General features: G+C 47.5%; 20 protein-coding genes. 1 reads left to right on the top strand and 19 read right to left on the bottom strand.

The genetic code is table 11. The annotated features are described in order from the left end of the window. Window positions 1–30 precede the first annotated feature (30 nt). Window positions 31–885, bottom strand: a complete 855-nt coding sequence (locus M3080_RS09375; protein WP_346429232.1) for an NUDIX domain-containing protein — start codon at window positions 883–885, stop codon at window positions 31–33. A 56-nt stretch (window positions 886–941) separates the two neighbouring features. Continuing rightward, complete coding sequence (gene secA / locus M3080_RS05595) at window positions 942–3,719, bottom strand: preprotein translocase subunit SecA (RefSeq protein WP_249092243.1); 2,778 nt, start codon at window positions 3,717–3,719, stop codon at window positions 942–944. A gap of 230 nt (window positions 3,720–3,949) precedes the next feature. Between secA and M3080_RS05590 the strand changes: the two genes are divergently transcribed. Continuing rightward, entirely contained in the window at window positions 3,950–4,408 is a 459-nt protein-coding gene (locus tag M3080_RS05590; RefSeq protein ID WP_022472912.1) for a hypothetical protein, read from the top strand. On the opposite strand, the gene M3080_RS05585 is transcribed toward M3080_RS05590, so the two are convergent. The 17 genes from M3080_RS05585 to M3080_RS05505 all read right to left on the bottom strand — a co-directional run bounded on the left by M3080_RS05585 (window position 4,409) and on the right by M3080_RS05505 (window position 25,871). Next, window positions 4,409–5,059 (bottom strand): LysE family translocator, encoded by a 651-nt coding sequence (locus M3080_RS05585; protein WP_249092242.1) that lies wholly within the window; start codon window positions 5,057–5,059, stop codon window positions 4,409–4,411. It abuts the gene before it with no gap. A gap of 111 nt (window positions 5,060–5,170) precedes the next feature. Continuing rightward, window positions 5,171–6,082 carry a UDP-3-O-acyl-N-acetylglucosamine deacetylase gene (gene lpxC / locus M3080_RS05580; protein WP_022472910.1) on the bottom strand — a complete coding sequence of 304 codons (912 nt, stop codon included), beginning with the start codon at window positions 6,080–6,082 and terminating at the stop codon, window positions 5,171–5,173. A 14-nt stretch (window positions 6,083–6,096) separates the two neighbouring features. Continuing rightward, on the bottom strand, window positions 6,097–7,380 hold the full coding sequence (gene ftsZ / locus M3080_RS05575) for a cell division protein FtsZ (protein ID WP_249092241.1): 1,284 nt from the start codon (window positions 7,378–7,380) through the stop codon (window positions 6,097–6,099). A gap of 156 nt (window positions 7,381–7,536) precedes the next feature. Next, complete coding sequence (ftsA, locus tag M3080_RS05570; protein WP_249092240.1) at window positions 7,537–8,829, bottom strand: cell division protein FtsA; 1,293 nt, start codon at window positions 8,827–8,829, stop codon at window positions 7,537–7,539. Next, window positions 8,826–9,644, bottom strand: a complete 819-nt coding sequence (locus M3080_RS05565; RefSeq protein ID WP_249092239.1) for a cell division protein FtsQ/DivIB — start codon at window positions 9,642–9,644, stop codon at window positions 8,826–8,828. Before M3080_RS05565 ends, ftsA begins: the two co-directional genes overlap by 4 nt. A gap of 20 nt (window positions 9,645–9,664) precedes the next feature. Continuing rightward, window positions 9,665–10,633 (bottom strand): D-alanine--D-alanine ligase, encoded by a 969-nt coding sequence (locus M3080_RS05560; protein ID WP_249092238.1) that lies wholly within the window; start codon window positions 10,631–10,633, stop codon window positions 9,665–9,667. 15 nt (window positions 10,634–10,648) lie between these two features. Continuing rightward, the gene (murC, locus tag M3080_RS05555) at window positions 10,649–12,046 is read right to left on the bottom strand and encodes a UDP-N-acetylmuramate--L-alanine ligase (RefSeq protein WP_249092237.1); all 1,398 of its coding nucleotides are present in this window, start codon (window positions 12,044–12,046) and stop codon (window positions 10,649–10,651) included. A gap of 31 nt (window positions 12,047–12,077) precedes the next feature. Further along, window positions 12,078–13,160 (bottom strand): undecaprenyldiphospho-muramoylpentapeptide beta-N-acetylglucosaminyltransferase, encoded by a 1,083-nt coding sequence (gene murG, locus M3080_RS05550; protein ID WP_022472904.1) that lies wholly within the window; start codon window positions 13,158–13,160, stop codon window positions 12,078–12,080. Then, window positions 13,160–14,371, bottom strand: a complete 1,212-nt coding sequence (ftsW, locus tag M3080_RS05545) for a putative lipid II flippase FtsW (RefSeq protein WP_249092236.1) — start codon at window positions 14,369–14,371, stop codon at window positions 13,160–13,162. Before ftsW ends, murG begins: the two co-directional genes overlap by 1 nt. Beyond that, a complete protein-coding gene (gene murD / locus M3080_RS05540; RefSeq protein ID WP_249092235.1) occupies window positions 14,368–15,825 on the bottom strand; it encodes a UDP-N-acetylmuramoyl-L-alanine--D-glutamate ligase in 1,458 nt (485 codons plus the stop codon). Before murD ends, ftsW begins: the two co-directional genes overlap by 4 nt. 13 nt (window positions 15,826–15,838) lie before the next feature. Continuing rightward, window positions 15,839–16,993, bottom strand: coding sequence for a phospho-N-acetylmuramoyl-pentapeptide-transferase (gene mraY, locus M3080_RS05535; protein ID WP_249092234.1), 1,155 nt, complete (start codon window positions 16,991–16,993; stop codon window positions 15,839–15,841). Between the two features lie 3 nt (window positions 16,994–16,996). After that, window positions 16,997–19,858, bottom strand: coding sequence for a UDP-N-acetylmuramoyl-L-alanyl-D-glutamate--2,6-diaminopimelate ligase (locus tag M3080_RS05530; protein ID WP_249092233.1), 2,862 nt, complete (start codon window positions 19,856–19,858; stop codon window positions 16,997–16,999). Between the two features lie 56 nt (window positions 19,859–19,914). Beyond that, entirely contained in the window at window positions 19,915–21,726 is a 1,812-nt protein-coding gene (locus M3080_RS05525) for a peptidoglycan D,D-transpeptidase FtsI family protein (RefSeq protein ID WP_249092232.1), read from the bottom strand. Beyond that, the gene (locus M3080_RS05520) at window positions 21,723–22,067 is read right to left on the bottom strand and encodes a cell division protein FtsL (RefSeq protein ID WP_249092231.1); all 345 of its coding nucleotides are present in this window, start codon (window positions 22,065–22,067) and stop codon (window positions 21,723–21,725) included. The genes M3080_RS05525 and M3080_RS05520 overlap by 4 nt, the downstream gene beginning before the upstream one ends. Next, entirely contained in the window at window positions 22,064–23,014 is a 951-nt protein-coding gene (gene rsmH, locus M3080_RS05515; protein WP_249092230.1) for a 16S rRNA (cytosine(1402)-N(4))-methyltransferase RsmH, read from the bottom strand. Before rsmH ends, M3080_RS05520 begins: the two co-directional genes overlap by 4 nt. 10 nt (window positions 23,015–23,024) lie before the next feature. Beyond that, window positions 23,025–23,453, bottom strand: a complete 429-nt coding sequence (mraZ, locus tag M3080_RS05510; protein ID WP_022472896.1) for a division/cell wall cluster transcriptional repressor MraZ — start codon at window positions 23,451–23,453, stop codon at window positions 23,025–23,027. A 303-nt stretch (window positions 23,454–23,756) separates the two neighbouring features. Then, window positions 23,757–25,871, bottom strand: a complete 2,115-nt coding sequence (locus M3080_RS05505) for an acetate--CoA ligase family protein (RefSeq protein ID WP_249092229.1) — start codon at window positions 25,869–25,871, stop codon at window positions 23,757–23,759. Window positions 25,872–25,989 lie beyond the last annotated feature (118 nt).

The following is a 25,989-nucleotide window of genomic DNA, read 5'->3' as shown; positions in this document are numbered from 1 at the left end:
TTCAAGAAGAAAAGAAAACCGATACCAAAGCTAAATAGTTTCGATCCAACCGTTCGCCCCGTGCGGTCTCAATAGTTTTTCATCGTTTATTTTGACATTAGTTAAATACAACGGAACGGGGTTATCACTTAAAAGTCGCAACCAGGCACTTGAAGCTACACGAATGGCCGGATCAACCCAAGCGAATAATGCCCCGCTTTGAGCGATACTCTCCCAGTTTGAACAGTCAGCTTTGACGGCAAAACGTTCGTGGATAACGTTTCCAACACTTTGACCTTCATCCACAAAAACACCGTCTGCCTTTTTTTGTTGTTCGTCACTTGCCGTTGCATCAACCCAAATTTCTTTAATACCCAAAGCCATTAAGCGCTTTTTCCAATCATCAAACTCTTTGATGTAATCGCCACACAAAATGGCTCCGTCAAAACCTCTTTCTTTTTGAGCCTCAAGGTTTTCTAATGCGCTTTCTGACTGAATTTTTACCCAATGTTTAGGCATTAAAAGCCATTTTTGAATGGGTTCGCTCGCTTCCAATATGGGAGTCGGCCAATCAAGCGGGGAAAAGAAACCAAAGGATTGTCCCTCCAATGAACGTGGCTCTCCTCGCCACTGCCAACTTCTGACAAAATGAAGTCGTACGCGTGCATGGGGATAGTCGTGTACCAAAGTTACCCATGGAGAAGAATTTTGAAGATCAATCCCAAGTTCTTCACGCATTTCACGCTTGGCGGCTTCCTCCACAGTTTCCATAGCCTCTAATTTTCCACCGGGAAATTCCCACCAGCCGGCATACACTTTCCCCTCCGGTCGGCATCCCAGCAAACTTCGCCCTTCGTTATCGATCATCACCACGCAAGCAACAAGTGTTTCTGTTCGATTCGTCATATTCGTCTCTCAAAAAAAGCGCCCATTTCAGAGCGCTTTTTAAGTTGGTTTAGCGATTAGTCAATGTGACCGTGGCAGTTCTTAAACTTTTTGCCTGAACCGCAAGGACACGGATCGTTGCGAGAAACACCTCGCCAATCCACCTTATCAAGGTCTACACCGGCCGCTGAGATTCCGGTGAAGGATAATTCATGTCCTTCGTCATCGTGAACAACTTTGTTTTTAGCTTCTTGTTGAGCTTGAGCAATTGCTTGAGCACGGGCAGCGGCCTGTGCACGAGCAAGCGCCTCTTCTTGGGCTCGTTGTTGTTCAGCCATCGCTTCTTCTCGTGTTTGAATTCTGACTGTCATCAATACACGCATGACATTTTCACGCACTCGGTCAAGTAACGTTTCAAACATCGAGAATGCTTCGCGCTTGTATTCTTGCTTAGGTTGCTTTTGAGCGTAACCGCGCAAGTAAATACCTTGACGCAAAGCATCCAAAGCGGTGATATGCGCTCTCCAAATGCTATCCAACACTTGCAGCGTCACCTGCTTGGCGAAATCATTCATCGCCTGCGGACCGGCCAATTCAACCTTGTCATTGTAAATTCGGTCACACTCATCAATGAGAACCTTCAACAAGTCTTCATCGGTGGTTGAATTGCTCTTTTCAAGCATTCCGGCAAAGTCGATATCAATGCCCCATTCACTCTTGAGAATGGTCGTAAGGGTTGACAAGTCCCATTGCTCTTCAACGGTATCGGCAGGCACATAAGTTCTGAATAAGTCGGTGAAATAGCCGTGACGTAAATTGGTCACCATTTCACTCAAGTCGTCACTTTCCAAAATCTCGTTGCGCAAGCGATAAATTTCACGACGTTGATCATTTTGCACGTCATCGAATTCAAGCAGTTGCTTACGAATATCGTAGTTTCGGCCTTCAACCTTACGCTGAGCGCTCTCAATCATACGAGTAAGCATATTGGATTCGATGGCAACGCCTTCTTCAAGCTTGAGCTTATCGGCAATGGCGCGCATGCGGTCACCGCCAAAGATTCGAAGCAACGGATCTTCCATCGACAGATAAAAGCATGAAGAGCCCGGGTCACCTTGGCGGCCAGCACGACCACGCAATTGGTTGTCAATACGACGTGACTCGTGACGTTCACTGCCGATAATGCGCAAACCACCGGCGGCAACCACCTTATCGTGTTCAATCTGCCACTCAGCCTTGATCTTTTCAATCGCCGCTTTCTTTTCTTCATCAGAAAGATCGGGGTTGGTCTTAACATCATCAATATGCTTATTAATGCCACCGCCCAAAACAATATCGGTACCACGACCGGCCATGTTAGTGGCGATTGTCACAACCCCAGGACGACCGGCTTCAAGCACAATCTGAGCTTCCCGTTCGTGTTGCTTGGCGTTCAACACATTGTGCTTAATACCTTCCTTATCCAAGAGTTTGCTGAGCGCTTCAGAATTTTCAATAGAAGTCGTACCCAACAGCACTGGTTGTTGGCGCTTATTGCACTCCTTGATATCTTCAATAATGGCTTGGTACTTTTCGTTGATTGTGCGGAAAACCTTATCTTGTTGGTCAACACGAATCATCTTCTTATGAGTCGGGATGACAACCGTTTCCAAACCATAAATATCCTGGAATTCATAAGCTTCCGTATCAGCCGTACCGGTCATACCGGAAAGCTTCTCATACATACGGAAGTAATTCTGGAATGTAATAGAGGCAAACGTTTGGTTTTCTTGATTAATCTTCACGCCTTCTTTAGCTTCGACAGCCTGATGAAGACCTTCGGACCAACGACGACCCGGCATTAAACGGCCCGTAAATTCGTCCACAATGACAATTTCGCCATTCTGGACAACGTAGTGCTGGTCGCGCTTAAACAAAGAGTGAGCGCGAAGAGAGGCCATCAAGTGATGCATCAAAATAATATTTTGAGCAGAGTACAGACTTTGGCCTTGAGGAATCAATCCTCTTTCCGTGAGGATTCGCTCAATATGTTCGTGTCCTTGTTCGGAGATGTAGACCTGATGGGCTTTTTCATCTACCCAATAGTCACCTTCACCCTTTTCGGTTGCCTGACGTGTTAAAAGCGGAGGAATTTCATTAATCTTGGCATAAAGATCGGTGTTGTCATCAGCCGGGCCGGAAATGATCAAAGGCGTACGCGCTTCATCAATCAAAATGGAGTCCACTTCGTCAACGATTGCATAATGCAAACCGCGTTGACGACGATGATGAATGTCATACTCCATGTTGTCGCGCAGATAGTCAAAGCCGAATTCGTTATTGGTACCGTAGGTGATATCGGCCGCGTAAGCTTGAACTTTCTCGTCATTAGGTTGCTGACTGTAGATGGTACCAACTGTCATCCCTAAGAAGTTGTACACGCGTCCCATCCACTCTGCGTCACGCTTGGCAAGGTAGTCGTTCACTGTCACAACGTGAACACCTTTAGCTGGCAGGGCATTCAAGTAAACGGCCAATGTAGCTGTTAATGTTTTACCTTCACCGGTTCTCATTTCTGCGATCTTGCCGTCATTGAGCACCATACCGCCGATAAGTTGAACGTCAAAGTGACGCATTCCCAACACACGCCAGCTGGCTTCTCTGACTACTGCAAACGCTTCAGGCAACAACGCTTCGAGCGTCTCGCCTTTGGCTAAACGATCACGGAATTCTTGAGTCTTGGCCTTGAGCTCATCATCGCTCAAAGCTTTGATTGTCGGCTCCAGCTTATTGATCGCAGCGCACTGACGACGGTACTGTTTAATCAAGCGGTCATTGCGACTGCCAAACACTTTCGTTAAAAGCTCAGAAAACATCTTTTGATACCCTGCACGTCACTGCATTTTCAGGCAGCACGCGTTTTGTTAATTTTTGGACGACAAAATTTGTCGAGAGAATAAACTACAGCTGGCAATTATCGCATATTGCAGAAATGATTTTCCTTTGAAAATTCTTTGTTTTTTAAGAAATCAGACCTTTTTTGTAACTTTTTTCGTTTCGATTTCAATGCCTATTTGTGAGAAAATGCACGCAAAAGGAAAACGGCATGTACGGATTGGAAAGTATTGACAAACTTTTAAACTCTTTGAACCCTGATACGCTCATTGCACGGCAAATGTTAAGCGTCAGAGTGGCTCAAGTTTTGCAACGTGCCTGCCAAAGCAAGCGTCTGCATATTGATTTTCAACGGGCTGTGCATGTTGAATGTGCCTCTCAAGGCATCATCATTAACACAACGACGCCGACAATCGCTAATCGACTCAAGCAAATTCAACCTTCGCTTGAAAAATATCTTTTTGATAGCGGTCTTAATCTTCCGATTCTAGGAATTAAAGCGGGAAAAATTCTCCCCCTGCCTGATTTGGAAAATTATCCCAAGGATCCCCCTCGGATTGCCCAACCTGGCGCCGCTGACGCCGTTCGGCAAAACGCGCAAAGAGCTAAAGACGAAGATATCAAAGAAGTTCTTGAAAAACTGGCTGACGCGCTGGAAAACAGAGCCTGATTAGAAGAAACCGACCAGAGCGAACCCCAACACCAAAAAACCGATCGCAAAGAAAACACATGCGGTTGCCCGGTTAATAATCTGTGAACCCCTGGGACCAGTAAAAAAGCGTCTGGCTCTTTCAGCCAAAATTGCGTAAACAACCAGATTGATAAAGACCATCACAGCGTAAACGGAAATCATCAATACGGCTTGAGCGACATAGGGTTGTTGCGGATCCACAAATTGGGGTAAGACACTGATTCCAAAGATAATCGGTTGTGGATTGCAAAGCGAGATCACGATGCCTTTCGTAAAGTTTGCCAACCCATCTTCAGGGACCGCGTGCCTACCTTCAGATTTTTCCTTATCGGGAGAAGTGCCAAAGTGCATGGCCGGTTTATGCCAACTTCTCCAACCCAAATAAAGAATGAAAAAAGCACCGGCGATTTTAATCGCGTTAAATAAAGTCGGGCTGTTGGCTAAAACCACCCCCATACCGGACATGGCGGCAGTAAACAATATCGATATGCCAATAGCTTGACCTAAACTGAAAAAAACGGTCTTATGCCACCCTTGCTGCAGCGATAAAACAATGGCAAATATCACACCCATTCCCGGCGACAGGATATTGGCCAATGAGGTGATGAGGAATAGGGAAAAAAGTGACATATCAGAAAGAAACAACCGATTTTCTAACCAATTGGATATTACGCTTTTTCTGTGCAGACAAACACAAAAGAAACACCCAACCGCAAATAGAAAATCGGTTACAGCGCGGCTTTAGATCGCAAAAACACGCTCAAAAGAAAAATCTCTTGGGGCTTTTTCAGACTCAAATGTTGCCCATTCCCAAGCTGAATCATCAGCCAACAACGCTCTTAAGAGCTGGTTGTTCAAACCGTGACCGGATTTATTGGCACTATAGCGAGTCAAAAGCGGGTGACCTAAAACATAAAGATCCCCCATGGCATCCAAGATCTTGTGCTTCACAAACTCGTCCTGTCCCCTGAGGCCTTCGGGATTAAGCACCCGATACTCATCCATTACAACAGCATTTTCAAGAGTTCCCCCTTGAGCTAAGCCGATAGAACGAAGCATCTCTACGTCTTGCACAAAACCAAATGTTCTGGCTCGGCTGACAGCATGAGCATAATCAACCTTAGCCAAATCAACTTCAGTAAATTGCAAAGTGCTGTCGATTGCAGGGTGGCCAAAATTAATGGAAAAAGCCAATGAAAAACCTTCATGAGGCTCCAGCTGGGCCCATTTATCGCCATCGGTTACACGAACAGTTTTTTTCACTCGAACAAAACGCTTTGGAGCGGGTTGCTCAACTATGCCGGCAGCTTGGATCAGGAAGACAAAACTTGCACCGGATCCATCCATAATCGGAATTTCCGGTGCATCAACATCAACATAGCAATTATCAATTCCCAAACCATTGAACGCACTCATCAAGTGTTCAATGGTGGAAATTTTGACCGGGCCTTCGTTTAATGTTGTTGCCATGCGCGTGTCATTCACACGCGTAGCTTCTGCCGGCATAACAACGGGCGGATTTAAATCGACACGGGTATACACAATGCCGGTATCGGGGTCAGCCGGACGTAAAGTCAAATTTACTTTTCGACCGGAATGCAGACCGATACCAACCGTACGGACGACTTTTTTAAGCGTTCGTTGTTTGAGCATAACTAAATTTGTTCTTACTTATTGTCGTGACGAATAGACCACCAACCCGTTTCCCATTCATCGGCTGCCTTTTCTTCCTGTTTTTCAGGCTCTTGCGGCTGTTGGGGTTCCGATTGAGCAGGTTGTTGAGCAGCCGGAATACTCGGTTGAGGCTCGGGCTTGGCAACCGTAGGCTTAGATTCCACCTGCGGTTGAGCCACCTTCGGAGCGGCAGGCTGCTGAGCTACACTTTGACGACTGGTCCAAGGATCTGCTTGTTGCGGTTCTGCATAACTGCGGTTGTTATGTTCCCAAACATCTCGCTTTTCATCGGGTTTTTCGAGCGGAGCAACTTCTTTGTCCTTACCGCCATCCAGGCCTGTGGCAACCACTGTCACACGCATGGAGTCGCCCATACTGTCATCGTAGGCTGAACCGTAAATAACTTGAGCGCCTTTTGCCGTGAAGTTCGTGATGATATTCATAACCGTCTTGGTTTCCTTCATCTTCATCGTTTCTTCACTAGCCGTGATGTATACCAACACGCCGCGGGCTCCGTTGAGCGTTACCCCCTCAAGCAACGGACAGGCCACTGCATTTTCAGCGGCAATACGGGCGCGATCAGGACCGGAGGCAATAGCCGAACCCATCATGGCCGTTCCGCGTTCACTCATCACCGTGCGCAAGTCTTCGAAGTCCACACCGATCAGACCCGGTGTTTGAATAATTTCGGTGATGCCTGCACAAGCCTTAAACAAAACGTCATCGGCTGCGGCAAAGCATTCACTCACGGAGGCATCCTCACCCAACTCATCTTCCAATTTGTCATTCAAAATGACAATCTGGCTGTCCACGCATTGTTTGAGTTTGACTAAACCTTCTTCGGCGCGTTGCATGCGAAGAGCTCCTTCATAACTGAAGGGCTTAGTTACAACAGCAACCGTCAAAATACCCATTTCCCGAGCAATTTGAGCCACCACAGGGGCCGCACCGGTACCGGTACCACCACCCATCCCGGCAGTAATGAAAACGAGATTTGCACCTTGCAAAAGTTCACGAATCCGATCTTTGGCTTCAATTGCAGCCTGCTCGCCAACTTCCGGACGAGCACCGGCTCCAAGTCCAGTTTTACCGATTTGCAAAGTGGCATGAGCTCTAGAATGTGACAATGCCGTATAGTCGGTATTAATCGCAATAAATTCAATACCTTGAGCACCGCGCTCAATCATATGTTCTACGGCGTTACCACCGCCGCCGCCCACACCGACAACCTTAATGACGGTCTGACGGGGATCATTATCACTGAGTACTTCAAACATGGGAATAGGCCTCCAAATCCAATCTTGTAATTATGTATGAATAAGGATCGTTTTGCTTGGATTTTCAAAAACTTTTTTCAATTTTAAAAATCATAATTGCTATTTTTTAGTTCATCCAAATCAAGTGCAAATGAGGCGCGAGTTAAGGAAGAAAGCTTAGTACTGGCCTATAAAGAATTCAATCAAAAAACGCTTGGTTTTAGCCCACAAAGAGTCATCAGAGGCCGCCTTTTCCTCCTCGTCCTCATCACCTTCTTTGAATCGCAGTGCCTCGTAGGCGATTAATCCCATGGCGGCACTTTCCTTGGGAGAATTCAAACCAATGCAAGCATCACCGGTATAACGCGACCGACCTAAACGAGTACTGAATGTATAAGCCAAGGGGCCCGGCATGGCTGAAAACAGCTCTGTTATTCCTAACAACAACGAAGTACCGCCCGTGAGCACAATGCCACCCGTGAGCGTATTGCATGGCGCACCATTAACAGACTTGTACCATCCGGCCTCAAAGAGTTTTTTACCAATAGTCAGATTCAAACTGCGAATCTCGTGGTAAACCATCTTTGACAATTCGAGCTTGGAGTACTTTTTACCTCCCTCTTCCAGAGGTGCACGGTAGAGAATGACCTCTTCATCTTCCGGAGAGCAACGCAGGTCCAACTTGTTCTTAATGGATTCCGCCTCTTGCATGGAACAATGCACAAAGCCACTGATTCGCTGAGTTATGCGGCGACCGCCGTAATTTAAAGTGTACGTGAAACGGGGAAGACCGGCCTGAAAGACCGCCACATCTGTTGTCCCGGCCCCGATATCAATCAACACTACACCATTTTGAATTTCATCTTCCGTAAGCACTGCATAACCACTGGCCCAGGCTTCCGGAAGGATTCGGGAAATGTCCATGCCGCTGCGACGAATCACTTTTACACGAGCTAAGGCATTAGCTGCACTGGCCACCGCCGAATGCATATGGGCGGAAATACGAGAGCTTTTCGCATCAATCGGATTTTGGCCGACATAACCCTCGTCTTGGTTATCGAGCATGTAATACAACAGCTCCGATTTAATCAAACGCTGATCTTCTTTTAATTCAACGGCATCCTGGGCCATACTCTGGACATTTTTCATGTCCGACAACGTTACCGTCCTGCCCCTAAGCGGCATTTCGGCACTGGAGTCCTTTCCTTCCACAGATTTGCCAGAAATATTGGTGCAAACATCGTTACTGGGAATTTTGCCTGCAATACCAAAAGCCTCGACTAGAGCAGACTTGACCTGAGGCTGAACCTCCTCAATACTCGTTACATTTCCGTCGAGTACTCCCTGAGACTCGGTACGCCCTTGAGCCAGAACTCGAAACGTACCGTCCTTATAGACTTCGGCGACAACTGCAAGGATTTTGCTTGAACCAATATCCAATGCGGTGACAATTTTTTTATTTTCTTTCATCGCGCGTTACTTTGCCTATTAGCCTCTGCAATGGATTCAGCCGCCTGGCGACGACCAGCCTGTGAACGATATTGCCTCAAACTTTTTTCCGGTAATGTAGCCGAAAAGGCTAATTCATACCGGGCATCAATACTGGACGGTGGTCCTTTCATCAATTTGACCACATCAGGATATTGTACGATAACAATCCCAAATCGATCCTCAAGGGTCCAATTTTCATGCTCTACCCCCAATTCAATTCGAGTGGGCGGAATGGTGTCTGAAGCTATGGCCAGTGCCCAACTATCACGATCGTTTACGCTTACTTCCGTTACACGCGCTTTAGGCATGACAACCTGAAGCATTTTATTGAAGCGTTTATAACGTCTCGTTACCTCTTCAACCATTTCAGCTCGCCCGAAGAATTCGGGTAAAGCCAAGGGGTTATCCACTTCCTCGGGATTGGCGGCAAACAACTCCCCGTTAACCGACACCAACCGCCCGTCTTCCCATAAGGCAAGCGGTTTATATTCGGTAATTTCAATATTTATTTTATTGGGCCAAACGCGCCTAACATTTGCCGATTTAACCCAAGGAGCCTTTAACGCAGCCTCTCGGATAGCATCTAAATTAACGTTAAAAAAAGTCCCCGAGGCTGTGTTGCCTAAAACTCGACGAAAATGCAAAGATGAGATGTGGTCAATTTCACCGGATAATTCCACAGAGCGAATGGTAAAAAAAGTTTCCACATAACGCGGAAAGCTGCTTACTGCCACAGCAGCAAGCAGCAATACCAACGCAAATGCAATTAAAACCGCTTTAAAAAACCGTTTCATCAACCCAAGAACAGAACTCTTTAGTGACGAGGAAAGTCTAAACGAGCTTCAGACAACATTTGAAGCACTAATTCCTGATAACTCATACCTGCATTTTTGGCGGCTAACGGAACCAATGAGTGAGCGGTCATTCCGGGAGAAGTGTTCATTTCCAAAAGGTTAAACGAACCGTCCTCGGACAAAATCAAGTCGATTCGACTCCAGCCTCGTGCCCCCAAGGCTCGATAGGCGCTCAAACAAGCTCGGGAAATATCTTCATGAAGATCATCGGACAATTTCGCCGGGCACTCATAACGAACATCATTCGTGAAATATTTGTTTTGGTAGTCGTAATCACCATTCGGAGCGATGATCTCGATAATGGGTAAGACTTTTGCGTCTTGACCGGCTCCTAAAACAGCCACCGTCAATTCACGCCCAAAAATCCGTTCCTCTACTAAAACGTGGCGATCCAAAACCAAGGCTTTTTCAATGGCCTCGTGCAACTCTTCAACAGTAGCATCCTTTAATTTAGTCAGGCCGATGCTAGAGCCTTCACGTGCAGGTTTCACAACCAAATCACGTCCCAATTCCTGCATTACGAAGTGTAAGTCGCTATCAGCTGACACTAGCATTCCCTTCGGACAGGGAATCTGACGTTCACGCCAAATTTGTTTGGTCAAATTCTTATCGATGGCAATCGCACTCGTTTTAACACCGGGACCGGTATAAGGAACACCTAAATATTCCAGAACACCTTGAATCGTTCCATCTTCACCATAGCGGCCGTGCAAGGCAATAAACGCGCGGTCAAAGGCGCCCTTTTCAAGCTCAGAAATGCTCTGCTCCTTCGGGTCAAAACGCGTAACGTCCACGCCTGCCTCAACCAATGCATCGTAAACGCCCTTTCCGCTCATCAATGAGACTTCGCGTTCGCTGGACATTCCACCGAGAAGCAATACAACCTTACCTAAACTTTCAGGCTTAATTTCCTTTTTCTCTTCTTGCATTTAATCGTATCCTCATTATTTCGATAAACCGGCACGAGCTTGCAGACGACCCGGTACACCGCCGACGCTGCCTGCCCCCATGGTCACAACTACGTCACCATCACGAGCCAATTTCATAATGGCGTCATCCATTTCTGCAGGCGTATCCACAAACACCAACTCCGTTTGACCAACAATTCGTATAGCACGAGCAAGTGATCGGCCATCGGCTCCGACGATGGGCTTTTCTCCCGCCGGATAAACATCGGCGAGCACAAGAGCTTCAACACTGCTCAGAACCTTAACAAAATCCTCGAAGCAATCTCTCGTTCTCGTGTAGCGATGGGGTTGGAAAGCCACCAATACACGACGCCCCGGGAAAGCCCCGCGCACAGCATCCAGTGTTGCCTTCATTTCATGCGGATGATGGCCGTAATCATCGATCAGCGTAAATGATCCGCCGGACGGCAAAGCAATTTCACCATAACGGCTAAAGCGCCTTCCAACACCGGTGAAGTTTTCCAAAGCAAATTGAATTTTGTCATCCGGCACGTCAACCATTGTGGCAATCGCAATAGCCGCCAAGCTATTGCGAACGTTATGTAAACCGGGCAAATTCAAACGCACATCTAGCGGTTCTCGTCCTTGACGTAAAACGGTGTAGCACATCTGTGTGCCTTCAGCACGAATATTAATGGCTCGAACGTCCGCTTCTTCGCTTAAACCGTAAGTTACAACAGAACGCGGCACGCGGGCGATGATAGAGCGAACATTTTCATCATCCAAACACAAAACCGCCTTGCCGTAAAACGGCAGTCTTGTCAGGAAATCAATAAATGCCTGTTTGAGCTTTTCGAAGTTATGATCATAGGTATCCATATGATCAGCATCGATATTGGTAACTGCAGAAATCACTGGAGACAAACAAAGGAAAGAGGCATCCGACTCATCGGCCTCTGCCACAATGAATTCCCCTCTGCCCAATCGGGCATTGGCTCCTGCTGAATTCAAACGACCGCCGATAACAAAGGTCGGATCAAGACCGCCGGCTGCCAATAAACTTGCAACCAATGAAGTGGTCGTTGTTTTACCGTGAGCCCCGGCAATGGCGATGCCGCTTCTGAATCGCATCAACTCAGCCAACATTACCGCTCTGGGAACAACCGGAATACGAGCTTGTCTAGCCGCAACAACCTCAGGATTATCCGCTTTAATAGCCGAAGAAATAACAACGACATCTGCGCCCTTCACGTTTGCGGCAACATGCTCATGAAAAATCTGAACACCCAAACCACTCAGGCGTTCAGTCGCCGCGTTGGTTGCCATGTCCGAGCCTGTCACCTTGTAACCTAAAGTCACCAAAACTTCGGCGATACCATTCATACCGGTTCCGCCAATTCCCACAAAGTGGATTTTGTTTACCGCAAATCTCATTGTTTACTTGCCTTCGTTAAACCACCAGAAACTATAATTTTGCCAAACGTTCGATAGTATCGGCTACTGTTTTCGCAGCCCCCCGTTTTGCAAGGCTTCGGGCCTTGTCAGCCATTGTCAGAAGATCTTCACGGGTCAGACTTCTTAATTTTTCATAGAGTGAGTCAGGGGTTAAATCTTTCTGTTCAAGCAAAATCCCCGCTCCTTCATCTTGCATGTAGCGAGCATTACCCAATTGATGTTGAGTTGTCGAGACAACAAAAGGCACCAATATCGCAGGAATTCCTCCCGCCGTTAATTCACTGACTGTTGTTGCGCCAGCTCTGCACACAACGACATCGGCTTTATTGTAGGCACTTGCCATATCATCAATAAAACTGATGACTTGCGCTTCGACTCCATACTTCGCGTAGAGAGCTTTAACATCCTCAACCGCATTTTTACCACACTGATGGGTAACAATCGGACGTTCTTCTAAAGGGAATTTGGCGATAGCGGCCGGCACTGTTTCATTGAGAACTTTGGCTCCGAGAGAACCGCCGAAAACCAATAAATTGAGTTTTCCTGTACGGGCAGCGTAACGTTGTTGCGGTTCGGGCAAAGCCAAAATATCTTCGCGGACGGGATTGCCGGATACAATCGCTTTGGAACCGGCCCGATGAGCGCATTCGCCGTCAAATCCGCACATCACCGCTTGAGCCCAAGGCATCACAGCCCGCACGCTCATGAGGCTGCCAGCATCGCAATTCATCATAATGAGCGGCTTATTTTTGCTTCGGGCTCCGAAAGCAGCCGGCACGGCAATGTAGCCCCCTGTTGAAAACATTGCACTGGCTTGTCTTTTTTCCACAAGTGCTTTGGCGGCAAAACATGCTTTTACCAATTTCAATGCACCGGTAAACATGTGCTTGATGCCTTTGCCCCGCATACCGGTAAAGTCAAGAGCGTCAAATTCAATATTTCTCTGACCCACCAAACGCGATTCCATCCCAACCGGTGTTCCAATCCATGATACCGTCCAACCGCGCTTTTTCATTTCTTCAGCCACAGCCAATCCGGGCATAACATGTCCGCCCGTACCAGCAGCCGCAATAATCAAATGTTTTGTTTGCATCACCGTCTCCTCTTTCCTCTCATCAGAAGGCGATTTTCATAGTCCACCCGTAGCAATAGGGCTAGTGCACACAGTGTTACAACGATTGACGATCCGCCATAGCTTACTAACGGCAAAGTTAACCCCTTCGTCGGAAAAACACCGATTGCTACGCCAATATTAATCAAAGCTTGTACACCAATCCAAAGCCCGACACCCTGGGCAACAAGACCGGAATAAACGGACTCCAAACGCACCGCTTGACGTCCAATCTCAAAAGCACGCCTAACTAACCAATAAAAGAGCAATAAAACAAATGTGAATCCCACTAATCCGAGCTCTTCACCAATGACGGCTAAGATAAAGTCCGTGTGCGCTTCGGGCAAGTAGTGCATTTTTTCCACACTCGCCCCCAAACCAACACCAAAAAGCTCTCCTCTACCAAAAGCAATCAACGAGTGAGTTAACTGATAGGCTTTACCTAATTGATTTTCGATATCCCACGGATTTAGATAAGCAAACACGCGCGCTGTACGCCAAGGTGACAACGCAATTGAAAAGACAATGACGGCAAAAATCACTATGCCAAAGGGGATAATGATGCTCCAACTCAAGCCGCCTAAAAAAACAACACCCAAAACAATCGCGCTGATGACAACAGTAGCTCCCAAGTCAGGTTGTAACGACAACAGCATTGCCACGGCTCCAATGTAGAGCATGACAGGAATTAGCCCTCGAGTGTATGAATGCATATAGGCTTGCCGTGTCACCACAAAGTGTGAAATCACCAATACCGAAACAAACTTAACAACTTCCGAAACTTGAAGATTGATCGGGCCAAACCCAATCCAACGGGTTGAGCCATTTACCTCGTGTCCAAGCCCCGGCACAAACACCGAAATTAAGAGCAAAATGCCAAACAACCCCAAAGGGTAACTAAGGGGATACCAACGAGATAACGGGACTTTAAAAACGAAAAAAGCCGCCATTAATCCAATCACAATATAAATGGCGTGACGAACGGCAAAGTAGCCCTCTGAAGTCTGGTATTTCGGCGAATCACCCAGTGAAATGGAAGCCGAATAAACCATGATGAGCCCTAAAATCAGAAGGGCCAGAATGACAGCGATGATACTGTAGTCAATTGAAGAAATGGTCGCAAAAGAACTCCGAGATGACCAGTCCTCATGTTTTTTATTACGATTTTGGAAAAAGTTTTTAATGCTGATCATTGCTGAGCATCACCGGCTAAAGCCTTAGCACTGGCAATAAAGATAGCCGAACGTTGTGCATAATCTTTAAACATATCCCAACTGGCGCAAGCAGGGGACAACAATACACAATCGTGAGGCTGCGCTAATTCAGAGGCTTTCTGAACCGCCTGCGGCATATCTTTGGCGTGGATGATAGGGTACTGTGCCCCTTGCAAGGCTTTCTCAATCAAAGGTGCATCACGACCAATCAAAACGGCACCACGAGCGTGCTTCGCCATAGAATCCGCAATCGGAGAAAAGTCTTGTCCTTTTCCATCTCCGCCTAAAATCACAACCAATTTTATTCCGTTGGCACCTAGCCCTTCCAGAGCTGCAACGGTTGCACCAACATTGGTCCCCTTACTGTCGTCGATGTAATCAACCCCATTTACGGTCATTACGTATTCAACTCGATGCGGTTCACCTCTGTATTGAGCCAGCGCCCGCAATGCATCGCTGATGGGCAAACCCGCAGCATAAATAAGTGCCAACGCCGCCAGTGCGTTCATGCTGTTGTGACGCCCCCGGATGTGCAAAGCGTCTTCTGGCATCAAACGTTGTAAAACATGCCCTTCCAGAACTTTGCGCTTGGTCAGTTGCACAGAATCATCTTCATTGAAGGCAAGCCATACGATACCGTCTTCTTTCACCAATCCCCATTCATTGGGATGCTGCGGTTCGGTTGCTCCGAAAGTAAAAACTCTTCTATCCTGCGCAGCAAAATTCATCACCGTTGAATCGTCACGATTTAAAATTCTTGCCGTTTTTTCATGAGCAAAAATTTTTCCTTTGGCCGCGACATATTCATTCATTCCGCCGTGCCAGTCCAAATGATCTTGGGTAATGTTTAAAAGTGCAGCCGCATCCGGCGCAAGCGATGAGGTGGTCTCCAATTGAAAACTGGACAGTTCCAGCACCCAAACATCCGGCAATTCACCACTTTCCAAATAACGATCCAGTTCCGTCACCGCATTTGGACCAATATTGCCGGCCGCAACGGCTTTCATTCCGGAGGCTGCCGCCATTTTCGTTGTCAACACCGTCGTTGTCGTCTTGCCATTGGTACCGGTGACCGCAATTACTTTCGGTTCATAAGCCTTTTCACTTTTTAGTCGAGCCAGCTCTCTGGCAAAAAGTTCGATCTCTCCGACCACTTCGATTCCCAAAGATTGAGCTGACCTCACCAATGGAGTAACCGCAGAATGCCAAGGACTAATTCCCGGAGACATTACCAACAGATTGCAATCGTTTAATTGTGCTTGAGCCTCTTGCAAAGAAACAAAGCTAAAGCCTTCCGTACCGGATAGGCGAGAAAGCGCGGGCGGTTCGCTACGGGTATCTGTCGCGCGGACTTGCCACTGCCGTTTAAGCAAAAATTTCGTACAAGCTTCTCCAGAAGCTCCTAAACCGACCACCAATGCTTTCTGCTGCATAATCTTCGCCTTTTTAACGAATCTTTAACGTCGACAAACCGATCAGTACGAGGATGAAGGTGATAATCCAAAAACGCGTAACCACCTGCGTTTCTTTCCATCCCTTCAACTCAAAGTGATGATGAATCGGCGCCATCAAGAAAATTCTTTTACCACCCGAGAGCCGGAAATACGTTGTTTGAATCATCACGGAGAGCGTTTCAACAACGAAAATACCGCCCATAATCGCTAAAACGAATTCCTGACGGGTAATAACAGCCACCGTTCCCAATGTTCCACCTAAGGCTAAAGCGCCGACATCGCCCATGAAAACTTGTGCAGGGTGAGCGTTAAACCACAAAAATGCCAATCCCGCTCCTGCCAAAGCCGCACAGACGACAACCAATTCACCGGCCCCGGGGATATAGGGGAACAAAAGATAATGAGCAAAGTCCACACGACCTTCAACGTAGGCAAAGATTCCCAAAGCACTTCCCACCATAGCTGCGGGCAAAATTGCCAAACCATCCAAGCCGTCAGTCAAATTCACCGCATTGCTTGTTCCGACAATCACAATAAAAGTCAACGCGATAAAGCCGAAAATCCCGAGGGGATATGCAAAGTGCTTAAAGAAAGGAATAATTAAGTCGGCATGCGGCGGCATTTGCATGGGAAAACCCGATTCAATCCAACCGATAAGCATATGCACCACATGAATGTCATTAGGCGCGCTGATCGCAAAAGCCAGATAAACCGAGGCAATAATGCCGATTAAAGACTGCCAACCGAATTTTTCTTTAGCGCTCATGCCTTTTGGATCATGGTGAACAACCTTACGGTAATCATCCACCCAACCGATCCACCCAAAACCGAGCGTCACAAAGAGAACCACCCAAACAAAACGGTTACTCAGATCCATCCAAAGCAACGTCGATAAACCAATCGCAATCAGAATTAAAACACCGCCCATGGTTGGCGTTCCATCTTTGACAATATGGGTCTTCGGACCGTTTGTGCGGACAGCTTGCCCCATTTTCATCGCACGTAAATAACGAATCGTGGCCGGGCCTGCCATAAAACCGATAGCCAGAGCGGTGAGTGCTGCCAATACCGCTCGTAAGCTTAAGTAGTTAAACACCTGGAAAGCTCTGATATCTTCTCCGAGCCAACGAAATAATTCCAAGAGCATTCTTTAATCCTTTTTATTCTTTGTAGCGTCTACCACTAAGGCTTTAACAACTGTTGTAAGTTTCATGCAGTTTGAACCTTTGACACTAACCGTTCGGCAGTGGTGACTTTCTTCGATGACCGCCTCCATAAACTGGTCACGATCATCCATCCATAGTGAACGCGCCTGGGGAGACAGTTCACGGAACTTTTCGACAGCGTAACGCATATGTTCACCTATGGCAAAAAATGCATCAATGTGCTTTTCGGCTGCGTAAGCGCCGATTTCCTCATGATATTCGATGCTTTTACTACCTAATTCAGCCATATCGCCAGCCACCAAAAAACGAGGGCCGGGATAACTTGTTAATAGATCAATCGCCGCTTTCATACTATCGGGGTTGGCATTATAGGCGTCGTCAATGACTGTTAAGCCTCCCACCGTATGAACCTGACCTCGACCTTTTATTGCTTCAAAAGCTTCAAGTCCCTGACGAATAATCTCAAGTGAAACATTTAGTCCTAAACAAACCGCCGTAGCAGCTAAGGCATTTTTAAAATTATGTTCGCCTCTGACCTTCATTTTGGCTTCAAAAGTTCCAATCGGCGTCTTAATTAATGCCTTCATGCCGTTAGCTTCCGTTTTCATGCAACCGTTCACGTCCGCAGTCGCATCAATACCGAAAGTCATCACATTGGCATGTTGAGCCATCTCAAGCCAAATCGAACGGCACGGATCATCAGCTGAAATGACCGCGATACCGTTTGGTGGCAAAACTCGGAATACTTCGCCATTTTCTCTCGCTGTCGCTTCAACACTTTGCAAAAATTCCTGATGCTCGCGCTGAGCATTGGTAACAACGGCGATGGTCGGTTGCACCAAACCGCTTAAGTAGCGCATTTCTCCGACATGGTTCATTCCTGTCTCAATAACAGCTGTCTCGTGATAATCACGCAAACGCCAAAGCATAAGCGGCACGCCGATATCGTTATTGAGATTGCCTTCTGTTGCAAGTGCATGTTCCCCATAACGGATCTTCAATATAGTGGCGATCATTTGCGTGGTTGTTGTTTTCCCATTGCTTCCCGCTACAGCCACTAATCCCAAAGATTTTCCACGACGCCAAAAACCTGAAGTAACCCCTAAAGCCAACTTGACATCTTTGACGACAATTTGTGGCAACGGACAATAAACCTCGTGATCTACCACAACAGCGGCAGCTCCGGCTCTCATAGCCTGCATAACAAAGTTATGTCCGTCAAAACGTTCTCCCTTTAATGCAAAAAAGAGAGAACCTTCCGTGACTTGACGGGTGTCCGTACAAACATTCGTAAAAGGAACATCACTGCCATACAGGTGAGAACCCGGCAACAAGTTCGATAAGAATTTCACATTCAAAAGTGTGTCAGCGGGCGGATTTTTTAACCGTTGTGCATTTCGTGCTTCGACCACATCACTAAATGGATGTTTGACCCCATTGATCTCCTGATACAACTCGTGCCCTTTACCGGCAATGAGTACAACATCCTCCGGTTTTGCTCGCTTAATAGCTTCATAGATGGCTTCACGTCTATCAGCAATAGTCAGTTGAGGCGTTTTTAGGCCAGCAGCCATTTGTCTCAGGATACTATCTGGATTTTCTGTTCTCGGGTTATCGCTGGTAAGAATAACGTAATCAGCATTCTCTTCTGCCACTTTAGCCATAAGCGGACGTTTGCCGGCATCCCGGTCACCTCCCGCTCCCAAAACAATCCAGAGCTTGCCGCGACGGACTTTAGCCACACCCTTTAATGCTTCGAGGGCTTTTTGAACAGCATCGGGCGTATGGCTGTAATCCACAATTGCCAAAGCGGCTCCTTCATAGGGAACCTTTTGCATGCGCCCATCAGGAGCAACTAACAGGGGTAATTTTTCAACAATTTCGGCAAGAGAAAAACCATGGCACAAAGCTGCCCCGACAACTCCTAACAAATTTGAAACGTTAAAAGCTCCGAAAATAGATAAATGCACCGTTTGACGCTCTGAACCATAGACAATATCAAACAGCATCCCTTCAGGCATCGGACGGACATTTTCGGCTGACAGTAAATGCGTTCCCGTCAAAGCGATGGCTCCCCGCATACTTGTAACAATCGTATGAATCCCGCGGTGAGCGCAGCGTTCAGCCATCCTGACACCGGCCTCATCATCGATGTTAATGACTGCATGCTGAAGACCCGGCCAATCAAAGAGAATCGCTTTGGCGCTTTCATAAGCTTGCATGTCATGGTGGTAGTCCAAATGATCACGGGTCAAATTGGTAAATACCGCCACATCAAAACGTGTCCCCTGAAGCCGTCCCTGCTCAAGGCCAATGGAGCTTGCCTCCAAGGCAACCGCTTTTGCCTCGGCTTTCAAAAGCTTTCTATAAAGTCCCTGCATAGTCAGGGCGTCCGGGGTTGTCAACGGCGCACTTTCATAGGACTGTCCGTCCATAAAACAGCCTATCGTTCCAATGGCCGCGCATCTCTGCCCCAACAATGAAAAAAGTTGGGACATCCAATGCGAAGACGTCGTTTTACCATTTGTGCCAGTTATACCGATGGTAAAAAGTTTGCTACTCGGATCATGGTAAAAATCTGCGGCAAACTCACCTAAGTGTTTTCCCAACTCAGGAACAGCAATGGCGGGTACTCCAAATGTCCTGCGTTGCCCGTCATCTTCGTAGACCAATGCGCAAGCTCTTTTCGCCGCATCAGTTAAAAAATCTCTACCGTCACGATGAAGTCCTGGAACGGCAAAAAAGACATCCCCCTCCCGCAAATTTCTTGAGTCTAGTGTCAAGTGATTTGCTTGAGGAGCCAAGCGCTTTAACAATCGGACATAAGATTGGATGTTGTCGATCATAGGATTCACTATTGAGTACAGGGTCTGCCTTTATTGTTGCTTCAAAGACATCCCGATTAATGAGTTGTTCTGGCCAATAACCCGCCGCCGGCCACCATCATCGGATCATCCGGATTCACAAGCAGAGTCCGCAAGGCAGCTTCTACGACTTCTCCAAATACGGGAGCTGCCACCACGCCACCCACGTGCCCGGAGTCCTTCGGCTCGTCAATCATGACAGCCACGACCAACCGAGGCTGTGTAGCTGGGGCCACGCCAACAAAGGAGGCAACGTAGTCTTTCACATATTCACCATTTTTTACCTTGTAGACCGTACCCGTCTTACCGGCCACCGTGTAACCCGTGACCTTAAGACGAGAGGCCGTGCCGCCTCGATGCACTGTCGTCATCATCATGGCTCGCATTTGACGGGCAACTTCGGGTCGATAGACTTGCTCGCCAACGGCTGGGTGGTCTTGCTTCATCAATGTCAGCGGAATGACATCACCATTGCGAGCAAAGACCGTATAAGCCTGAGCGATTTGCATAAGCGAGGTTGATAAACCGTAACCATACGAGATGGTAGCCTGCTCAACAGGACCCCACGTTTTCGCAGGACGCAAACGACCGGCTACCGCACCGGGGAAACCGACCTGCGGGGCTTGACCGAAACCTAGTCGACTGTAGGTTTCCCACAATGTTTGTGCAGGAATCTGCAAAGCGATCTTGACAGTCCCCACGTTGGAAGACTTTGCAATCACTTGTGAAACCGTCAGCAAACCAAAATTGCGAGTATCACTAATCTTGCGGTCGGCCACCATGATGCTGCCCGGCGCCGTCTCAATAAGACTATCCGGACGCACAATACCCATATCCAAAGCCTTAGCGATAGCAAAAGGCTTCATAATAGAACCCGGCTCGTATGTGTCCGTCACCACGCGGTTGCGAATCTTGTCGAACACAAATGTACTGCGGTCGTTGGGATCAAATCCTGGCCAACTGACTAAGGCCAAAATTTCACCGGTAATCGAGTCAGCCACAACCACCGCCCCGGCCTTTGCCTGGTGTTTCTCAACAGCATTACGAACGGCAGAATAAGCGATGTACTGAATACGAGAGTCAATGGAAAGATGCAGGTCTTTACCCGGAACAGGCTCCTGAGTCCACATTTCTTCGATAACGTGGCCCAATCGGTCCCGAATCACCCTACGCGAGCCGTTTTGACCCGTCAACGTTTTATCATTGGCCAACTCCACGCCTTCTTGGCCGTGATCCTCTCGATTATTGAAACCAACAATATGAGCAGAAACTTCACCACCCGGATAGTGGCGCTTAACGTCAGGTGAATAGGTGAGTCCTTCCAAGTGCATTGCCTGCACACGACGGACTACATCCATATCGACTTGGCGGGCTAAGTTGACAAAGGCGTCTTTACGAGCCAAGCGTTTTTGAAGTGTACGTTCCGAGACCCCCAGCAAATCTGACAATTCACTGATTTGTTGAGGCGTTGCCGTGACTAAATTCGTTGTTGCCCAAATACTTCTAGCCGGCAAGGAAGCCGCCAATACCACTCCATTTCTATCAAAAATCTGACCACGGCCTGCGGCAATTTCAAGCGTTCTGGCGTAACGTACTTCGCCCTGCTTTTGCAGAAATTCCGTGTTAAAGCACTGTAAATAACCTGCACGTAAAAAACAGACGACAAAAATCCCCACCAAGGCGCCAAGCACCATGTGCGAACGCTTCTGGGAGATTTCCAAGGCCATCCATTCTTTATCGCGTTCTTTAGAACGTTTAGGCATACGCGGAGCCGTATCTTCGCTCCAGAATTTGTGCCACCGCCTCTTGAGCCAATTGAGCAACTGCCGCATCAGGGATTCTCTCATCATGACGGATCCCCTTCTTTTCGTGTCACAAAACGCGGCACCGGTTTAGGCTGCAAAATAACGGTATTTTCATTTCGAGCGGGCTCCAGTCCCATCTCGTTTGCGCCGGAAGCGATGTAGCCCGGAAGTGTCACTTTAGCCAATTCGATATTGATTTCCCGCTGTTCATCGAGCAAACGGCGAGAAAGCTCCTGCTCTTGCTCAATATCACTGATCAAAGCACGTACTTTGTACTGATTGTTGACAATAAGTAATGCAAGCCAAACGAGCGTGACCGTCAGCAACGCAATAATGAGAATGTTGGCGTTTTGGCGAATGCGGCGCATTAATTCCAATCGAATCATGACAGCCTCCCCGCACGAACGCGCGTGGCCAAGCGCAAAATTGCGCTTCTTGCACGAGGATTAGAATCGCATTCTTCCTGACTGGGTAAAACCCTCTTGATATCCTTTAACTCAGGCTGCGGCAATTGATCCGCTCTTAACGGCAAACGCGAATCCAACGCTTTTTCAGGATGCGCTTTTTCATCAAAAAAACGCTTTACGATTCGATCTTCAAGCGAATGGAAAGTAATAACACCGATGCGTCCTTCGTCATCGACTAATTGCATTGCCGCGTTAAGCGCCAAGGAGAGCTCATCAAGTTCACTATTAATGTGAATCCGTATGGCCTGAAAAGTTCTTGTGGCCGGATTTTGCGTGGGATCCTTTTTGTTAGCAGGCACTACCTGAGCAACCAGTTGAGCCAATTGCTGGGTCGTCTCGATGGGTACCTGACTTCTTGTCTGAACAATAATGCGAGCGATGCGTTTAGCGAATCGCTCCTCTCCGAGTGTATGGATGACTCGAGCGATCTCTTCTTCGCTGGCTTTAGCAAGCCATTGAGCCGCAGTTTCCCCGCAACTAGTATCCATGCGCATATCAAGCGGACCATCCATTCTGAATGAAAAACCGCGGCTAGCGTCGTCAATTTGTGGACTTGAAACACCGATGTCCATAAAGACGCCGTGGACGGATTGGACTCCCCTTAGAGCTAATTCCTCACGCATACGGGAAAAAGGAGCATGAATGATTGTAAAACGATCATCCATAATTTCTTTAGCAGATTCAATAGCTTGCGGATCACGGTCAAATGCGATGAGTTTTCCTTTGGAGGACAGGAGCGAAAGAATGCGACGCGAATGCCCCCCTCGACCGAACGTTGCATCAACGTAGGTTCCGTCTGGATCTGTTACCACCAAGGGCGGCGCCACCTCTGCCATAACGGAGAGGTGAGTAAAGCGCTTATCCATTCACCCTCTCCTAAAGCACTAAATCAAACACTTCCGGCGGCAATCCTTTCTGTAATTCCGCTTGTTCAAACTGCATGTATTTCGCTTGATCCCACAATTCGAAATGATTTCCCAAGCCCACTAAAGTTACTTCACGATTGAGACTGCAGAGACTTCGTAAATCGCTAGGCACCAACAGTCGCCCCGAAGCGTCGGCATTAACATCAAAAGCGCTACCTAACATGATGCGCTGCAACGTGCGAGCCGCATAGGGAAGAGCGGCAAGCTTTGCACTTAATTGCACCCAAACACCACGGGGATAGATCAATACGCAGCCGTCCGGATGACGTGTTAGGGTCACTTCCCCTTGGCAAGGCACAAGAAGGCTCTCCCGATACTTCGCTGGTAACGAGAGACGGCCTTTTGCATCTAGCACTAGTAAAGATGTGCCCTGAAACATCAGTCCACCTACGACAATTTAGGCAAAAACACTAAAGCAGTTTGCGCTTTAAGGCACAAACTTCCACTTTTCCCCACTTTCTTACACGGAAATTTAAAAGGATATGGATACTAAGTCAAGGAAATTCCATTATTTTTTTCAGAGAAATTTGCCTAAAGGCTATTGCATACATGATGTTGTTGTTCTGATCCTTAAAAACAACTAGTCTGATTTTTGTTTTGCACTAAAAAACGTTTTGACAGCTGTGATCTGTTTTTTCGACAAAAAAAGGGCGCCGAAGCGCCCCTTTCTCACACTCTCAGATTAGAGTTTTTCTAAATTGACCTTGATACGACCGTCAACGGCAATACCTTCCCCGTTCTTTTCACTAATAATCAAAGGATTGATGTCTAATTCCGTGATAGCCGGGAAATCTTTCACTAATTGAGAAATTCTCAATAGGCATTCCCGCAATTGATCCATTTGAGCCGGCGTTGTCCCGCGTGCGCCTTCAAGCAGCTTATAAGCCTTGACACCACGGATCATCTCATCGGCATCAACATCGGTAAGCGGTGCCATGCGGAATGTAACGTCTTTCATCACTTCGATGAAAACACCACCCAAACCAAACATAACCATATGACCGTATTGCGGGTCGGTCGCAACACCGCAAACCATTTCACGGCTACCCTTCACCATTTCTTGGATAATCACGCCTTCCAAACCCTCAAGCAGGTTCTTTTCCTTAAGTTTGGCGATCAAATCACGGTATTGAGCTCGTAATTGATCAGCGTTTTGAATGTTGACGCGAACACCGCCCACATCCGTCTTGTGAGAGGTCGTCTTGGAGGTCATCTTCATCACAACGGGGTAGCCCACTTTGCCAGCGATGGCGACGGCTTCCTCTTCATTGACCGCAAAACCTGAACGACAAACACGGATACCGTACGCATCCAACACATCGATACTTTCACGAGTCGTTAATTGCTCACGCCCCTGAGAGGCGCTTTGCATAATGATTTCGCGGGCGCGTTCACGATTCACGGTAAATTCAGGACATGTTCCCAAGGGCTTTTGAACCCAAATACGCTGTTGATTGAGTCGATTTAAACCGTCGGCTGCCTGCTCGGCATACATAAAGAACGGAACATTTACCTGCATGTCAGACAATTGCGAGAAGAACTCACTCTTTGTCATGAAGACCCCGACAATCGGCTTTTCAGGATGCTGAGCCTTAATTTCCATGACCGCTCGAGCCACATCAATATCCTTTAAGCCCAAGAACGGCAAATAGATGACGATGACCATGTCAACATTGTCATCAGCCAAAACGGTCTCAAGCGTTTGCTTGTAGTGTTCAATCGGTGCCGAAGCAATCATGTCGACAGGGTTTTTAACCGAAGCGGCAGCCGGCAGGAATGCGCGCAACTTAGCCTTCGTTTCTTCCGACAATGGCGCCATCTTCATACCGTATTCGCAAACAGCATCTGTTGCCATAATGCCGGGACCGCCGGAATTGGTAATAATGGCCACGCGGTCTCCTTTGGGAATCGGGCAATTGGCAAATACCTTGGCCGTTGCAAAGAGATTTTCCAATGAGTATTCACGGATCACCCCAGACTGCGTTAAAAGTGCGTGAGCCGCCTTATCGGCTCCGGCCAAAGAACCGGTGTGAGAAGAAGCGGCACTGGCGCCAGCCGCACTGCGACCAGCTTTTAACGCCAAAATCGGTTTTTTCTTGGATACGCGGCTTGCCAGTGTTCTGAAATTGGCAGGATTTTGAATGGATTCCATATAAAGCAAAATCTGCTTCACATCGTCTTCATTTTCCCAATATTCAATAGCGGTTTCAGCGTTGACATCAGCCTGATTGCCAATGGAAATAAATTGGGCAAAACCTAAATTCAAATCTTTGAGGATATTTAAAATACCTCCGCCCAACGCACCGGATTGGGACACAAAACCAATGCCACCACGCTCAGGCAAACTTTCAGCAAAACAACCATCCATCCGAATATCCGGATGGGTATTAACCACGCCTAAGCAATTCGGGCCGACACAGCGCATACCATAAGCGCGAACTTTCTCTAACAACGCATTTTCCAGTTCCGCCCCGTCTTTTCCTGTTTCCTTAAAACCGGCACTAATCACACATAAGCCGCCCACTCCTTTTTCGTGGCACTGGTCGATAGTGGAGAGGACAAATTTGGCGTTAACCACCACGATGGCCAAGTCCACTTCTCCCGGCACATCCAATACGGTTGGATAAGCTTGCAAACCTTCGATGACCCCACCCTTTGGATTGACGGGATAGATCTTGCCTTTAAAGCCGTACTCCTGCAGCCTTTTCATAATGTCCGAACCAATCGTGTGTGCCTTGGTCGATGCGCCAATGACCGCAATAGCGCGAGGTTTCATGATTTTGTCAAGATTTTGCATAACCAATCCTTTGTTTAAAGCATAAGCGCTAAAAATTCCTCCCTTATGATACAGGGGCCAAAACAAAAAAATAACCCCCAAAAATAGCCTTTTGACTACAGCTACACTCTGTCACCAA

It is taken from the genome of Parasutterella secunda, assembly GCF_023336895.1.
Taxonomy (GTDB): domain Bacteria; phylum Pseudomonadota; class Gammaproteobacteria; order Burkholderiales; family Burkholderiaceae_F; genus Aphodousia; species Aphodousia faecalis.
This window is presented reverse-complemented; position numbering and strand designations above follow the sequence as displayed.

What these genes read in the sequence shown, in the direction of transcription:
- murG (WP_022472904.1), bottom strand. Translation starts at nt 13,160, where the DNA reads ATGCAAACAAAACATTTGATTATTGCGGCTGCTGGTACGGGCGGACAT.
- secA (WP_249092243.1), bottom strand. Translation starts at nt 3,719, where the DNA reads ATGTTTTCTGAGCTTTTAACGAAAGTGTTTGGCAGTCGCAATGACCGC.
- M3080_RS05505 (WP_249092229.1), bottom strand. Translation starts at nt 25,871, where the DNA reads ATGCAAAATCTTGACAAAATCATGAAACCTCGCGCTATTGCGGTCATT.
- ftsA (WP_249092240.1), bottom strand. Translation starts at nt 8,829, where the DNA reads ATGAAAGAAAATAAAAAAATTGTCACCGCATTGGATATTGGTTCAAGC.
- mraZ (WP_022472896.1), bottom strand. Translation starts at nt 23,453, where the DNA reads ATGTTTCAGGGCACATCTTTACTAGTGCTAGATGCAAAAGGCCGTCTC.
- M3080_RS05530 (WP_249092233.1), bottom strand. Translation starts at nt 19,858, where the DNA reads ATGATCGACAACATCCAATCTTATGTCCGATTGTTAAAGCGCTTGGCT.
- M3080_RS05565 (WP_249092239.1), bottom strand. Translation starts at nt 9,644, where the DNA reads ATGAAACGGTTTTTTAAAGCGGTTTTAATTGCATTTGCGTTGGTATTG.
- lpxC (WP_022472910.1), bottom strand. Translation starts at nt 6,082, where the DNA reads ATGCTCAAACAACGAACGCTTAAAAAAGTCGTCCGTACGGTTGGTATC.
- M3080_RS05590 (WP_022472912.1), top strand. Translation starts at nt 3,950, where the DNA reads ATGTACGGATTGGAAAGTATTGACAAACTTTTAAACTCTTTGAACCCT.
- mraY (WP_249092234.1), bottom strand. Translation starts at nt 16,993, where the DNA reads ATGCTCTTGGAATTATTTCGTTGGCTCGGAGAAGATATCAGAGCTTTC.
- M3080_RS05585 (WP_249092242.1), bottom strand. Translation starts at nt 5,059, where the DNA reads ATGTCACTTTTTTCCCTATTCCTCATCACCTCATTGGCCAATATCCTG.
- M3080_RS05525 (WP_249092232.1), bottom strand. Translation starts at nt 21,726, where the DNA reads ATGATGAGAGAATCCCTGATGCGGCAGTTGCTCAATTGGCTCAAGAGG.
- M3080_RS09375 (WP_346429232.1), bottom strand. Translation starts at nt 885, where the DNA reads ATGACGAATCGAACAGAAACACTTGTTGCTTGCGTGGTGATGATCGAT.
- rsmH (WP_249092230.1), bottom strand. Translation starts at nt 23,014, where the DNA reads ATGGATAAGCGCTTTACTCACCTCTCCGTTATGGCAGAGGTGGCGCCG.
- ftsW (WP_249092236.1), bottom strand. Translation starts at nt 14,371, where the DNA reads ATGATCAGCATTAAAAACTTTTTCCAAAATCGTAATAAAAAACATGAG.
- ftsZ (WP_249092241.1), bottom strand. Translation starts at nt 7,380, where the DNA reads ATGTTTGAAGTACTCAGTGATAATGATCCCCGTCAGACCGTCATTAAG.
- murD (WP_249092235.1), bottom strand. Translation starts at nt 15,825, where the DNA reads ATGCAGCAGAAAGCATTGGTGGTCGGTTTAGGAGCTTCTGGAGAAGCT.
- M3080_RS05520 (WP_249092231.1), bottom strand. Translation starts at nt 22,067, where the DNA reads ATGATTCGATTGGAATTAATGCGCCGCATTCGCCAAAACGCCAACATT.
- murC (WP_249092237.1), bottom strand. Translation starts at nt 12,046, where the DNA reads ATGAGATTTGCGGTAAACAAAATCCACTTTGTGGGAATTGGCGGAACC.
- M3080_RS05560 (WP_249092238.1), bottom strand. Translation starts at nt 10,633, where the DNA reads ATGCAAGAAGAGAAAAAGGAAATTAAGCCTGAAAGTTTAGGTAAGGTT.